10 protein-coding genes and 1 rRNA gene are annotated in these 14,075 nt (G+C 51.0%); 7 read left to right on the top strand and 4 right to left on the bottom strand.

Annotated elements, in window-relative coordinates:
- Both H144_RS0126305 and H144_RS0126300 read right to left on the bottom strand, forming a co-directional pair.
- A 16S ribosomal RNA gene (locus H144_RS0126305) occupies positions 1 to 148 on the bottom strand; the annotation flags it as partial.
- 359 nt (positions 149 to 507) lie between these two features.
- Positions 508 to 2,952, bottom strand: coding sequence for a ribonucleoside-diphosphate reductase subunit alpha (locus H144_RS0126300; protein WP_019945107.1), 2,445 nt, complete (start codon positions 2,950 to 2,952; stop codon positions 508 to 510).
- A gap of 427 nt (positions 2,953 to 3,379) precedes the next feature.
- Between H144_RS0126300 and H144_RS0126290 the strand changes: the two genes are divergently transcribed.
- From H144_RS0126290 to rimK, 6 genes are all read left to right on the top strand, one after another.
- Positions 3,380 to 4,291, top strand: a complete 912-nt coding sequence (locus H144_RS0126290) for a TIM barrel protein (protein ID WP_019945105.1) — start codon at positions 3,380 to 3,382, stop codon at positions 4,289 to 4,291.
- 130 nt (positions 4,292 to 4,421) lie between these two features.
- A complete protein-coding gene (locus H144_RS0126285; RefSeq protein ID WP_019945104.1) occupies positions 4,422 to 4,664 on the top strand; it encodes a type B 50S ribosomal protein L31 in 243 nt (80 codons plus the stop codon).
- Positions 4,665 to 4,819: 155 nt separating this feature from the next.
- Positions 4,820 to 6,013, top strand: a complete 1,194-nt coding sequence (locus tag H144_RS0126275; protein ID WP_019945102.1) for a putative sugar nucleotidyl transferase — start codon at positions 4,820 to 4,822, stop codon at positions 6,011 to 6,013.
- A 31-nt stretch (positions 6,014 to 6,044) separates the two neighbouring features.
- On the top strand, positions 6,045 to 7,163 hold the full coding sequence (locus H144_RS0126270) for a DNA polymerase III subunit (protein ID WP_019945101.1): 1,119 nt from the start codon (positions 6,045 to 6,047) through the stop codon (positions 7,161 to 7,163).
- A complete protein-coding gene (locus tag H144_RS0126265) occupies positions 7,160 to 7,630 on the top strand; it encodes an ATP-dependent zinc protease family protein (RefSeq protein ID WP_019945100.1) in 471 nt (156 codons plus the stop codon). Before H144_RS0126270 ends, H144_RS0126265 begins: the two co-directional genes overlap by 4 nt.
- A 36-nt stretch (positions 7,631 to 7,666) precedes the next feature.
- Entirely contained in the window at positions 7,667 to 8,569 is a 903-nt protein-coding gene (rimK, locus tag H144_RS0126260) for a 30S ribosomal protein S6--L-glutamate ligase (protein ID WP_019945099.1), read from the top strand.
- A 7-nt stretch (positions 8,570 to 8,576) separates the two neighbouring features.
- Here the strand turns inward: rimK and H144_RS0126255 are convergent, their stop codons facing one another.
- Positions 8,577 to 9,656 (bottom strand): DUF2652 domain-containing protein, encoded by a 1,080-nt coding sequence (locus H144_RS0126255; protein WP_019945098.1) that lies wholly within the window; start codon positions 9,654 to 9,656, stop codon positions 8,577 to 8,579.
- A 156-nt stretch (positions 9,657 to 9,812) separates the two neighbouring features.
- Here H144_RS0126255 and hemC point away from each other — a divergent pair, with 156 nt between their 5' ends.
- A complete protein-coding gene (gene hemC / locus H144_RS0126250; RefSeq protein ID WP_019945097.1) occupies positions 9,813 to 10,745 on the top strand; it encodes a hydroxymethylbilane synthase in 933 nt (310 codons plus the stop codon).
- 70 nt (positions 10,746 to 10,815) lie between these two features.
- Here the strand turns inward: hemC and H144_RS0126245 are convergent, their stop codons facing one another.
- Entirely contained in the window at positions 10,816 to 13,740 is a 2,925-nt protein-coding gene (locus H144_RS0126245) for a TonB-dependent receptor (protein WP_033403292.1), read from the bottom strand.
- Positions 13,741 to 14,075 lie beyond the last annotated feature (335 nt).

Raw genomic sequence — 14,075 nt, 5'->3', positions numbered from 1 at the left:
CCGGGTTTCCCCGGGCTATCCCCCAGTGATAGGTAGGTTGCATACGCGTTACGCACCCGTACGACAGTGACATTGCTGCCCCTTCGCCTTGCATGTATTAAGCCTGCCGCTAGCGTTCATCCTGAGCCAGGATCAAACTCTCCATTGTAAATTTTGTTGATGTGATCTCCGAAAAGATCCATCGAATGTTTCTAACGAACCTATCTTTTTGCTCTCTTCATCATGTCAAAGAACGTTGCTCTGGCTTTCCAGAACTCGTGGCAGTGATCGTTTTCAGTGCCGTTGTTCCCGATTGGGAGTGCAAAAGTGGGGGGTTAATTTTTAAGATGCAAGAGCCAACATCAAATATTTTTAAAGTTTTTTGACCGAAAACACCTAACCGATTGATAAACAAAATACTACACCCCGAAAAAATTTCAAGGTTTTTTGAGACGCATTCTTCCCAAAACGAAAGAGGTGCCCGATCTACGATCAGACACCTCTTAGCTATTGCGATTTTAACCTTGATTACGATCCGCAAGCCTCGCATCCTTCCGGATCATCGAGGGAGCATTGCATGTCTGAGCGATTATCACGCGGCGCGGCTGGCTTAGCGTGCTCCTCCGCATATTGTACGTAGTTAAGCTCCTTTTCGGCCACCACGGCAGTAGCTGGTTCCAGCTGCGGCTCCGCCTGTTTGCTGACCGTGAACTGCACCGGATCAGAAGCTGCGCGGGTGCGGAGATAATACATACCGGTTTTGAGGCCCTTTTTCCATGCATAGAAGTGCATCGATGTCAGCTTACCGAAGTTCGCCTCTTCCATGAAGATGTTCAGCGACTGCGACTGGCAAATGAATGCACCCCTGTCGGCAGACATGTCGAGCAGGCTGCGCTGCTTGATCTCCCATGCTGTTTTATAGAGATCCTTGATGTTTTGCGGGATGTTCGGAATGGCTTGCACCGATCCGCTGGCGCGAACGAGGTTGTTCTTCATCTCTTCGCTCCACAGTCCCAGTCTCACGAGGTCTTTCAACAGATATTTGTTCACGACCACGAATTCGCCCGACAATACCCTTCTTACATATATATTGGAAGTGAATGGCTCGAAGCATTCGTTGTTACCGAGAATCTGGCTGGTCGACGCGGTCGGCATCGGGGCGAGCAGCAACGAGTTGCGCACACCGTTTTGCACCACATCTTTCCGCAGCTTATCCCAGTTCCAGCGATTGCTTTCCGGCTTCACGTTCCACATATCGAATTGGAATACCCCTTTCGAGATCGGGCTGCCTGCCCAGGTTTCGTATGGGCCATGCTGCATAGCGAGCTCCATCGAAGCCTCCATCGATCCGTAATAGATCGTTTCGAATATGTCTTTGTTCAGCTGACGCGCCTCGTCGGAATCGAACGGCATGCGCATCATACAGAATGCATCGGCCAAGCCTTGTACGCCGATACCGATCGGACGGTGGCGCTTGTTGCTCTTCTCAGCTTCGGGAACGGGATAGAAGTTCAGGTCGATGATCTTGTTCAGGTTGCGCGTCACTACTTTCGTGATCTCGTACAGCTTCTTATGATCGAAATGCATGAAGCCATCCGCGCCCTGCTCTACGAATTTTGGCAATGCAATGGAAGCGAGGTTACAAACCGCCACTTCGTCCGGCGCTGTATATTCGATAATTTCGGTGCAGAGGTTCGACGACTTGATGGTACCCAGGTTCTGCTGATTAGACTTGCTGTTCGCATGGTCCTTATACAACATATATGGAGTACCTGTCTCGATCTGCGATTCCATGATCGCGAACCACAGGTCCTGCGCCTTGATCGTCTTACGCGCTTTGCCTTCGCGCTCGTATTGTTCGTACAGTTTTTCGAATTCCTCGCTGTGCGTATCGGCCAGTCCCGGGCATTCGTGCGGGCAGAAGAGCGACCAGGTATCGTTCGCCTCCACACGCTTCATGAACAGATCCGGAATCCACAATGCATAGAAAAGGTCACGCGCGCGCTGCTCTTCTTTACCATGGTTCTTTTTCAGATCCAGGAAATCGAAGATATCCGAATGCCACGGTTCGATATAGATTGCAAAAGAACCTTTGCGCTTGCCGCCGCCCTGGTCCACATAACGCGCAGTATCATTGAACACGCGGAGCATCGGTACGATACCGTTCGATTGCCCGTTCGTTCCTTTAATATAAGTACCCGTCGCGCGGACGTCGTGAATGCTCAACCCGATACCACCGGCCGACTGCGAAATCAAAGCGCAGTTTTTAAGCGTATCATAAATACCATTGATGCTGTCCTCTTTCATCGTCAGCAGGAAGCACGACGACATTTGCGGCTTCGGCGTACCTGCATTGAACAACGTTGGGGTGGCATGGGTAAACCATTTTTCCGAAAGCAAATGATAGGTTTCGATTGCCGCCTGCACGTCGTCCTGGTGGATACCCACGGCCACACGCATGAGCATATGTTGCGGGCGCTCGACAATTTTCCCTTCAACTTTCAGTAAATACGACTTTTCGAGGGTTTTATAGCCGAAATAATCGTAGGAATAGTCGCGGTCATAGATAATGGTAGAGTCGAAGAGCGACGCATTCTGGCGGATCACTTCGTAAACCTCCTTTGAGATCAGCGACGCATTCTCGCCGGTTTTAGAGTCTATATATGTGTAAAGACGCTTCATTGTAGCCGAAAACGACTTCAATGTGTTCTTATGAAGGTTCGAGATCGCGACGCGGGCAGCCAGGATCGCATAGTCCGGGTGCTTGGTGGTCATGGAAGCTGCGGTTTCAGCAGCGAGGTTATCCAGTTCGGCGGTGGTAACACCATCGTAAATACCGGAAACAACCTTTTTGGCCACTTCCACTGGCTGGACATACGTGGCGTCGAGCCCGTAGCTCAGTTTCTCGATGCGGGCGGTCACCTTATCGAATTTCACGGATTCGCGGCGGCCGTCACGCTTTATGACATACATAGACATAGTAATGTGGTGTTTGATAGAACGTTAGTGATGTATACTGCTGGGATTGTACTCGGAGATGCACTCGAAAAATCTCTTGAAATAACATTAAATTAATCACAAACGCAATCGGTATTTACACCTGAAAACCTGGTTTAGCGACATAATCCAAATTACGAAATTGTTAAGAAACTAATAACTAGTTATTTACAGAAAAATGAATCTGAGAAAATTTTTTAAGCAAAATGAGATTCAAAAAATTGCAAACTTTTTTCAAGGTTTTTTCAGATCGAAATTCTTCAATTCGAAATTTTCAACTGAAAATGAGCAATTTAGAAGTTATCAACTATTTAGAATAAATCTAATCTTGTAAACTTTACATTTAAATATATTTTCCAATACGTCATAAATTTTTAACTGACAGACGCTAAACAATATAATTATGAGCACAATTATCGAACAGGCCGACCGGCGGACATTCCTTAAAACGACCTCCGGACTCGTAGCCGGCCTCGCATTGGGCGGCCCGCTGGCAGAAGCTATGGCGAAAGCCGCGGAAAGCGCCGCTTACAGCATTCCATTAGGTGTGTATGCGGCATATGACAAAGCCGACTTTTTGCGCAAATCAGGGTGTGCATATATTGAAGAATCCGTTGCCGGCTTTCTGATACCGGAAGGCGGCGATGCGGGATATGAGAAAAACCTGACACAGCTGCGGCAGGAGCATTTCCCCATCAAATCCTATGTAATCCTCCTGCCGGCCAGCCTGAAAACGCTTGGTCCTGAGGCAAATCACGAAGCGATCCTTCAGCGGACGGATACCGTACTGAAACGCGCCAAAGAATGCGGTTCGCAGTTTGTGGTATTCGGTAGTGGTGCGTCAAGAATCATACCCGAAGGCTTCGATCGCGCCAAAGCCAAGGCCCAGCACATCGAGCTTACCCAAAAAATGGCACCGCTGGCCGAGAAATATGGGGTTACGATCGCCGTAGAGCCGCTCAACCGTGGGGAAACCAACTTTATCAACAGCCTGGCCGAGGGCGTCGAAATCGTGGACGCGGTGAAAAGTCCGAAAGTGAAACTGCTTTGCGACATATATCATATGTTAAAGGAAGACGAGCCGGCGACCGAGATCATCAAATATGGTAAGCACATCGTGCATTGCCACATCGCCGAGAAAGCAAAACGCACCCCACCGGGTGTGGCAGGCGACGATTTCAGGGCATACCTGGGCGCACTGAAGAAAATCGGCTATAAAGGCGGACTTTCGATCGAATGCTTCGTGTATACCGATTTCGAGAAGGAAGCAAAACGCGGTGTGGAGGTGCTCAAACAGCAACTCAGTGAAGTTTAGCGCATTAATTTTCGTCGTATTGCATTAATATTAAAAAAGATAGCGCCCCGATACTTGATTTACAAATCTGGATTTTTTACTTTTGCAATCCTTTTGGAAATCGTATCGAAACAAATAATACCATATACCAATGAAAAAAGATATTCATCCCAATTACAGAGAAGTAGTTTTCTGGGATCTATCAAGCGACTTTAAATTCATTACTCGCTCAACCATAGACACTAACGAAACTATCACCTGGGAAGACGGCAAAACTTACCCTGTGTACAAAGTCGAGGTTTCGTCTCAGTCACACCCTTTCTACACTGGTAAAAACGTACTGGTTGACACAGCTGGTCGCGTTGACAAGTTCAGAAAGCGTTACGGAAAATAAGCATCGCTTGCGGCATTTTCCTGCGTGGTCGAACACAGCGGGTAACCGAAAAAATACAGTGGCAGTCTCCCGACAAATATGCTCGGGAGACTGCTTCTTTTTTTGCCGTAACCAATAAAATGCCCGAACTTTGGCATGCACATACGCTTTAAAACATGCCCGATATTATCCTGTTCGACGATCCAACGCTTAGAATACAGCTTTTACCTTTTACCTATACAAGACCCGTCGCCGGCATCCGCTGCGGCATTCATACCCTGGCCGAAAAGTGGGCCGACCGGTGCCATTCCCCGGTTTCGTTTCAGACGGAGGCATACCTGGCTGCCAAATATCCCCAGCACACTTCGGACGATAACCTGTACATTAACGGCGCATTATGCCCCGATGAGCATTTAGCAGGTATCGTGAAAGGATTACCCTACGGCAACGCGCTCGTTTCGCCCCAGGGAGAAATCCTCGCCGTGCGTACGCATGCGGCCTGGCATGCTTCGGCCGGGACCGACGAACTTTCGCCTGTGACCTACGAAGAGCCATTCACGATGCTCCGCAACGTGTGGGATATATTCGGTCAGAACGGCGCGCAGATCAAAGCCGATTATGAACGCATTGTGGCCGTTAAAAAATCCGTTGGCGTCAGTGATCCTTTTACGCATTGCTATAAGCCGGAGAATATCTTTATTGAGGAAGGTGCGGTCATCAAGGCGTCGATCCTGAATGCGGAGAACGGGCCTATTTATATTGGTAAAAATGCATTAATCCAGGAAGGCTCGACGATACAGGGGCCATTCGCGATCGGCGAGAACAGCGTGTTGGCGCAAGGGACTAAAATACGGCCGAATACGACGGTCGGGCCATTTTCCAAACTTGGCGGTGAAGTGAGCAATTGTGTTGTATTGGGTTACAGCAATAAAGGCCACGACGGTTACCTGGGCAATTCGGTTTTGGGCGAATGGTGTAACCTCGGGGCTAACACCAATAATTCCAACTTGAAAAACGACCACACAAACGTAAAACTGCATAGTTATAAGACTAATGCATTGGCAGATACAGGATTATTGTTCTGCGGGCTGATGATGGGCGACTACTCCAAAGCCGGAATTTCGACCATGTTCAACACCGGTACCGTTGTAGGCGTAAGTGTGAATGTATTTGGTGCGGGATTTCAGGCGAAGCACGTACCTTCGTTCTCCTGGGGCGGTGCGGCGGAAGGATCTTGCGAATACCGGTTCGATAAGGCCGTAGCGGTAGCCAGGGACACGGTAAGCCGCCGGGGCGTCGCATTCGGTGAAACAGAAGAAGAAATAATGCGTACGGTTTTTCAGAATACCCAAAGCCAGCGCAGCCAGTAGGCATTTATACATTTATTAATTGATTTGAATCGTGCTTTTCAGAGACATTCCGGGACTTGAACATATTAAAGCGACGCTGATGCGCTCGGTCCGGAACAGCCATCTGGCCCACGCCCAGCTTTTCGATTATCCCACGGGCGGAGCAGGCCTCGCGATGGCGCTCGCGTTCTCTACCTATATTAATTGCGAAAACCGGAACGAGGAAGACGCTTGCGGCACCTGCGCGTCGTGCGCGAAGATGGGCAAGCTCATTCACCCCGATTTCCATTTTATATTCCCCATTGCCACTTCCAAAAAGGTCGATGGCAAAACCAGCGAAGCATTTCTGCCCCTCTGGCGCTCATTTTTGCTGGACAACCCTTACCGCGTCCTCCCCGACTGGCTCGACCATATCGGCGCGGACAATAAGCAGGGCAACATTTCGGTGGAAGAAGCGCGGGGCATTTTGCGAAAACTGTCGGTGAAAGCCTACGAAGGGGAATACAAAATCCTGCTGATCTGGAAACCCGACATCATGAATGCGGCATCCTCCAATGCGATTTTGAAAATTCTGGAAGAGCCGCCGGAAAAGACACTGTTCCTTCTCGTCAGCGACCAGTCCGATAAATTGCTGACGACGATCATTTCCCGGACGCAGCGCATTACCATCCCCGCATTCAGCGACCAGGAGGTTAAATCCTACCTCAAACAGGAGGAAGTAGCCGATCATGTAGCCAGTCAGGTGGCATTCCTGTCCGACGGCAACATGGCCGAGGCGCTGAAACTGGCTCAGGAAGAGCAGGACGACCGCTCGGCATGGTTCGCCGACTGGATGCGTTCGTCCTACAAATTTGATGTGGCGCATTTGGTCAAACTTGCGGACGGCTACGATGTAATGAGCAAGGAAAAGCAGAAAGGCCTGCTGGAATATGCATTGCGGCTATTCAGGGATATGCTGGTGTGGAGCCACGGCGCGGGCGAACTTTTGCGGGTTCCGCAGGAAGAGCTTACTTTCGTGCAGAATTTTTCAAAAACAGTCAATTTTGAGTCGCTGGAAAGGATGATCGGGGAAGTGAACACGGCCTATTACCACATTGAGCGGAATGTGCGGGCCAAAATGGTATTCCTGGACCTGTCGCTGACGGTCGCCCAGTTTTTCCAGCGCAGATGAAACGTCCTTTGGAAATCATCGGCGCGACCGATATGGCAGATTTGCCGGAACTAGGCTGGTACGATGTGCCCGTCCGGGTGGATTCCGGCGCCGCAACCTCGGCCATTCACTGTTCCCGCGTGGAGCTGGTGGAAGCAGACGGGCGAAAAGAGCTCCACATTTACCTTGACGCCAAAAAAGGAGCACCTCAACATTTCTTTATCGTAACCGATTTCAAGCAAACCGTGGTCCGGAACTCTTTCGGGAAAGAGGAAAAACGGTTTGTGATCAAGACACCAATCCGACTTTTCGGCAGAAAAATACGTACCGAATTTTCGCTGGCCAACCGGCAGAAAATGAGTTACCCCATACTACTCGGGCGGAAATTGCTCAAAAACAGGTTTATAGTAGATGTTTCGAAAAAAAACCTGTCCGCGGCAAAGCTTTCGCTGACACCAACTCGTTCCCCAAAAATACCTCAGACCTAAATCCGGGAAACCTCCATTTTTTCTAAAAACATTTTTATGAAAATCGCCGTATTATCCACCAATCCGGACCTGTATTCGACCAGGCGCCTGGTGGAGGCAATCAAACAAAAGGGACACGAAGCGGTTGTGATCGATCATGTCAAATGCTCCGTCATGGTCGAAGGCGGCAAGCCATCCATTGTTTACAAAGGCAAGCCGGTAACCGGCATCGACGCTGCTATTCCACGGATCGGAACGTCGGTGAATGCATTCGGCTGCGCCGTTGTGCGGCAGTTCGAGCTGATGAAGATATTTACCACCGTCAAATCGCAGGCGATCCTGCGCTCGCGCGACAAGCTGCGCAGCATGCAGGTACTCGCGAAGGCCGGTATCGACATTCCCAAGACGGTTTTCGCCAAAAATCCGGCGCAGGTCAATGAACTGATCCACCTCGTAGGCGGGCCGCCGGTCATCATCAAACTACTCGAAGGGACCCAGGGCGTAGGCGTGGTTTTGGCCGAAACGATCAAAGCCGCCAAATCGACTATCGAGGCATTCTATGGACTGAAAGCGAATTTCCTCATCCAGGAATACATTGCCGAGTCCAAAGGTGCCGACATCAGGGCGTTTGTGATCGGGAATAAGGTCGTTGCGGCCATGAAACGGCAGGGCGCAGAGGGTGATTTCCGCTCCAACCTGCACCGCGGCGGCTCCGGCTGCATGATCGAGCTCACGCCAGACGAAGAACATACGGCTATTGCGGCTGCGAAGGCATTGGGCGTCAAAATCGCCGGTGTGGATATGCTGCAATCGGCCCGCGGGCCGCTGGTCATGGAGGTCAATTCATCGCCCGGGCTGCGCGGCATCGAGGAAGTGAGCGGCATAGACATTGCGTCGATGATCGTCGCTTATATTGAGGATAAAATCGTGACGGACGAAGGAGATACGGTGGGCGTGTAGCACTTGGTTAAAAATCGACCGGTACAGTGATTTCAGGGAGTAATTTTTCCAGATTGGTTAGCGACCTCCGGTATTCGACTTCCATCTTTTCCTTTTTGAATAATCTGAATGCCAGTTGTTTCAGCGGATCCCTTTTGAGATAAAAATCCAAACTGAGGCGCGTACGGTTCTCTGCCAGTTTTTCCAGAACGAAATGCAGGGTACTGGTAAGCTTTTCGTCCGATTCGCTGAAAATAATACGAGAATCCGGGTCGTACGAGAAGCCGCTGGCGTAGAGCACGGCCTCTCCATCTTCGCGTATGCGCTTGTGACGCGAGCCTATGGCGGGCAGGAAATGATCGAGTTCTTCGATGGATTTCACGCCATCCTGCCAAAGATGCCGCAAGTCGAGATGGCCGGCGGTGAAGAAGATTTTTTTGATATCCGCGTCATACTCCCTGGAAACGGAGAGCATTTTCACCTTTTCCCTGGGTTCCAGCAACGGCGGTTCATATGGCGGGATGCTTTCTTTCAAATGCCCTATTTGCGTGTATTGAAACGGGATCTGCTCGTTTTCGGTCGTTTTGGAGCCAGGGTACCATCGCATCCAGTCGGTAAACCCATCCGGGCGCTGTCCGTTGAGCAGGTTTTGCGTCACCAGCCAGTATTCGTGCTGGTCAATATCGTTTTTAAGCAACTGATGCGCCACGATAATGTCCTTTCCGATGAGCTTTTTGAAATTCTTGACCTGATAAGTCGTAAACTCGCCATAATGCGCCACTACTTTTAAAGTAAGGTTTACGGCAGAAATGCAGGATTTGCATTGACAAAACCGGCGGTTGTCGTAGGCTATCAGATATTTGTGAAAATCACAAAACATCCGCTCCACCTGCTTGTATAATGTTTCCAGCTCCGGCGCTTCCCCAAATTTGAAGAAAAGGATTGCATCACCTTCGATCTCGGAAATCTCCAACCCGATCTGATTCGCATTCACGAGCGTTTCCAGCAGTTCCTGAATGATCTGGCGGCCATGCTGTATTTCAATTTCATGCATAAACTGCGTAAAACCGCTGATATCGGGAATGAAGATAAGGCCTCTGTTTTCCATGGTGCTCGTTCTGTCTGCCTGAATTTACACCCATTTTTTCACTCATTCCACTAAAATCATCCTGCCCCGCCAATTAGCGGAACTACCACAATTCTCTCGGCAGTTTGCGAGTTATGGCATAACTTCGCCCTTTGAATTGATACCTACGATTACATCATGCATATAAAAATAGGAACCCGCGGGAGCAAGCTGGCGCTTTGGCAGGCGTATTATGTCGAGGCGCTGTTGCAGCAGGGCGGTGTTGAGACGGAGATTGTTATCATTGAAACCAAAGGCGACAAGATTCTCGACCGATCGCTTTCTAAGATAGGGAGCAAGGGTGTTTTTACGGAAGAACTGGAAGACCAGCTCCGCAGCGGCGGGATCGACATTGCCGTGCATAGCGCCAAGGACCTGCAATCGCAGCTCGACGATGCATTTGAAATCGTTGCATTTACCGAGCGCGAACATGCCAACGATGTGCTCGTAAGCCACGATACTACATTATCCCTGAAAAGCGGCGAGTCCTTTACGGTCGGTACGTCGTCCACTCGCCGGGTGGCCGTTTTGAAGCATTATTACCCCCATATCAAAACTGTGGATATGCGCGGCAACCTGCAAACGCGCCTGCGCAAGCTCGAAGAAGGGCAATGCGACGCGCTCCTGCTCGCCTACGCGGGCGTGCACCGCATGGAGTACGACGACAAAATTGCCGAGCATTTAATGCTGGATGAATTCACCCCGGCCGTCGGCCAGGGCAGCGTGGCAATCGAATGCGCCGTTTCCCTGGACGCCGAAAAGAAAAGCCGGCTCCGCGAGCTGCTCAACCACGAACCTACCGAAACCTGCCTCCTGGCCGAAAGGGCATTCCTGAAACGCCTGCAAGGCGGTTGCAGCATACCGGTATTCGGCATGGCCACCTTGCACGACGAAGAAATCCGAATGACCGGCGGCATTATCAGCCTCGACGGCGCGGAACTGCTCCGTAAAACCGAAAGCGGCGCGCACGCATTCCCGCAGGAACTGGGAACGGCTTTGGCCGAAGAACTCCTTGCAGCGGGTGCAGACCGCATTCTGGCCAATATCAGACAGCAGAACGGCACCGCATAGATATTGAAATACGCAAAAAACAAAAGAAGCCCGGACGATACGCCCGGGCTTCTCCGTTTATGATGCTCTATTATTCTTTCTTCGTTGAATCGGCCGGAGTAGCGGGTTTTGCTGGTACCGCCGTCGAATCCTGTTTGATCGGCGTAGCCGGCAATGCGGGACGTGCCGTGCTGTCCGGACGAACTGCGCTGCTATCGGGACGAACGCGGGTCGAATCCGGTCTGAATTGCGTAGAATCGCGCTTCATGGTCGAATCCGGGCGTACGCCTGGCTGGGCAGGGAAAGTACCCTGGCGCACCGGACGCGCTGTGCTGTCCGCAGCCGGGCGCGCACCTTGCGGGCGGCCCATACCCTGACCAGGAGCTCCCGCTCCTGCGCCACGACCACCTGCTGCCGGTGTAACTGCAGGAGCTTGTCCGCCGCCTTGCGCACCACCGCCGCCGGTATCCATATTACCACCACCGTCGGATTTCTGGTCGTCATTGTTCACTGATTTTCTTCTGCGCGTTTTCTGCTCCACGAACGTCATTTTACCGAAACGGTAGGAGAAGTTCACGCGGAAACCGCGGTTAAACAGGTAGTTGGTATTGTTTTGGGTAAATGTTCTCGATTCCAGGCTGGTCTTCATTTTGAACGAAGGCGCAAGGAAGTTTTCCATGCCGAAACCAATGCTTCCGCGTTTGTTGGCGAAATCCTTGCGGACACCGAAGTCGTACATGCGGAAGCCCGCCTGCGTACCTTGCAGCTGTACGTCGCGGCCGCGCATGAAACCGCCTGCCTGCAAGCCCCAGCCGTTTTTGATGTTCAAACTGGTGCGGAAACGGCCGCTTAATACAAAGCCGCTGTTGGAGTTCTGCAACGCAGGGTCAGGGCTGTTGTTGGACAAATCGGCGTAATAGAAGTCGAATCCGCCGCCGAGCTGCCATCTTTTGAAGAATGTGACGTTACCGAAAATGTTGGCGCCATAGTTCTTTTTGGAACCGATGTTGCCGTAAGTGGTCGTGATCACACCCTTATCGTCGGTCGTGCGGATACTTTCGATGGAGCTGTCGGTGAAGCGCGCGAATGTCGACACATTGATATACATCGAGTTTTTGAAGAAGCTTGTTCCCAATTCCACCTGGTCGGTGAGTTCCGGTTTCAGGTTCGGGTTACCCACCGTGATGTTCTGCGGGTTGGCTGCGTTGCTGTTCGGGTTGAGGAACTGAATCCCCGGGCGTTGGAGACGTCGGTTGTAGGCCAGTTTAATGGTCTGCCCTTTGCCGAATGTCTGCGACAGGTTAATGCTTGGCACGAGGTTGCCATAGGCAGGCAGTTTCAGATCGCCCGCCTCGCCTTGTTGCGCATCGATACTCGTGTATTCGTAGCGCGTACCCGCTTTTACGGTAAACCGGCTTTTCGTCGTGTAGGTGTAGGACAGATAGCCCGCCGCTACGTTCTGATCGTAGTTCAGGTTGCTCGCCGGCTGCGGGGTATCCACGGTGTTGTAATAGTCATAATTACTCACTACCTGGCGGAAAATGCCCTTACCTCCCACTTCCAGCATCTGGTTGTCCTTAATCGGCGTTTGGTAGTCGACCTGAACGGTACTTTCCTGGTTGTGGCTGCTGTTGTTATTGCCCTGTGCGCCAAGCAACTCCCTGATTTGCGAATTGTTCAGCGAATAAATGTCCGCATCGAAATCATTGGTGCGATTATTCCGGCTGTATTGGGTCGAAATGCTCAGTTCCTGGCCGGGTTTCGCCAGCGTTTTCATATAATCGACATTCACATCCCAGGTACCGGATAGGTCTTTGGTATTCACATCGCGGAAGTTGGTCCTTGTCGTGTCGTTAACGGTATTATAGGTGTAAAGCTCCTGATCGACTTTGTTGTTACGCATACCATAGCGCACGCCGGCCGACAAGGATGTTTTGGAATCGATTTCCCAGTCCCAGCCGAAGTTGTAAGACCCGAATGCCATCTTATTTTTGGAATCACTCGTCTGACGTACAGTAAAATCGCTCAGCTTGCCTATCTGCAAATTCTCCGATTTACCCGGCATATTATAGTTGAAACGCCCAAAACCACCCAGGCTGAAACCCATTTTGCCTACCCGGTAATTACCACGCAAGCCGAGGTTCGAGCCGCGGTTGCCGATACCCGTATCGAGGTTGAGCGTTCCGCCCTGGATCGTACTCTTTTTAGTAATGATATTGATAATACCCGCCGAACCTTCCGCATCATAGCGCGCGGACGGCGACGTGATCACCTCCACCGACTTGATCATATCCGCCGGAATCTGCTTTAATGCGTCCGCCACGCTCGTTGCGATGATCGTAGAAGGTTTGTTATTGATCAAAACGCGGACGTTGGAGCTGCCTCGGAGCGATACGTTACCGTCCAGGTCGACCGTCAGCATCGGTACTTTCTTCATAACGTCCGAAGCATCGCCGCCTTTGCTGGTAATGTCTTTTTCCGCATTGTAAACGAGCCTGTCTACCTTTTCCTCCACCATTTGCGCCATACCGACCACTTCCACCTCGTTCAGCTGGACCACGTCGGCGGAAAGCGCGACCTGGCCGAGATTGAGCTCGGTTTTACGATCGATCTTGATATTATTGATCGTCTTGGTTTTATAACCGATAAAGGAGATGAGGATCTTGAAGTTGCCGGAAGCAACTTTGGTGAGCGTGAATTCGCCCTTTTCGTCGGTAGTGGTACCGTCGATGGGATTGTTGGTTTTGGTGTCGACGAGTGATAATGCCGCAAATTCTACGGGTTTCTTGGTGGTAGAATCCACGAGCACGCCCGTGATTTTGCCGCTGCCCTTAGGAGTGTCTTCCGCCGTTCCCGGGATGACCGTCTGCCGCTGCCTGTCGCCGCCTCCACGGAAATCTCCGCCGCCTCCGCGGAATCCGCCACCACCGCCACCTCCGCCCGGGAACTGGGCGAATGCCGCTGATGTGAGTCCTGAGAACACAGCCAGGAATGTCAGGTGTAAAACAATTTTCATGGTTTGGGTTTTAAAAGTGTACTTTTCGAATTTCAAAATAACAACCTATAAGTCTGGCAAAAAAAAGGAATAGATGGATAGGACGGATGTACCGATCAAAGGGCCGTTTCGGACGATATATCCCTGTAAACGACAGACGATCCGGCCACCGGATTGCACAACAGCGCCCGTTTCCGGGAAAACCGTTGTATGTCACAAAAACCGCTCCCGGCCTTTGAAGCGTTGATAGATTACGAGGCGTCGCCGGTCGGTATTCGGGGTGCGTTGATCGATTGAAATAGGGGATTTCATATTTTCCCCGTAAGATTGCAGTGATGTGTTGCGTTCAAATCACA

The sequence above is a fragment of the Dyadobacter beijingensis DSM 21582 genome, from assembly GCF_000382205.1.
GTDB lineage: Bacteria > Bacteroidota > Bacteroidia > Cytophagales > Spirosomataceae > Dyadobacter > Dyadobacter beijingensis.
The sequence above is the reverse complement of the archived record's forward strand: the minus strand, read 5'-3'. Positions and strand labels throughout refer to the sequence as shown.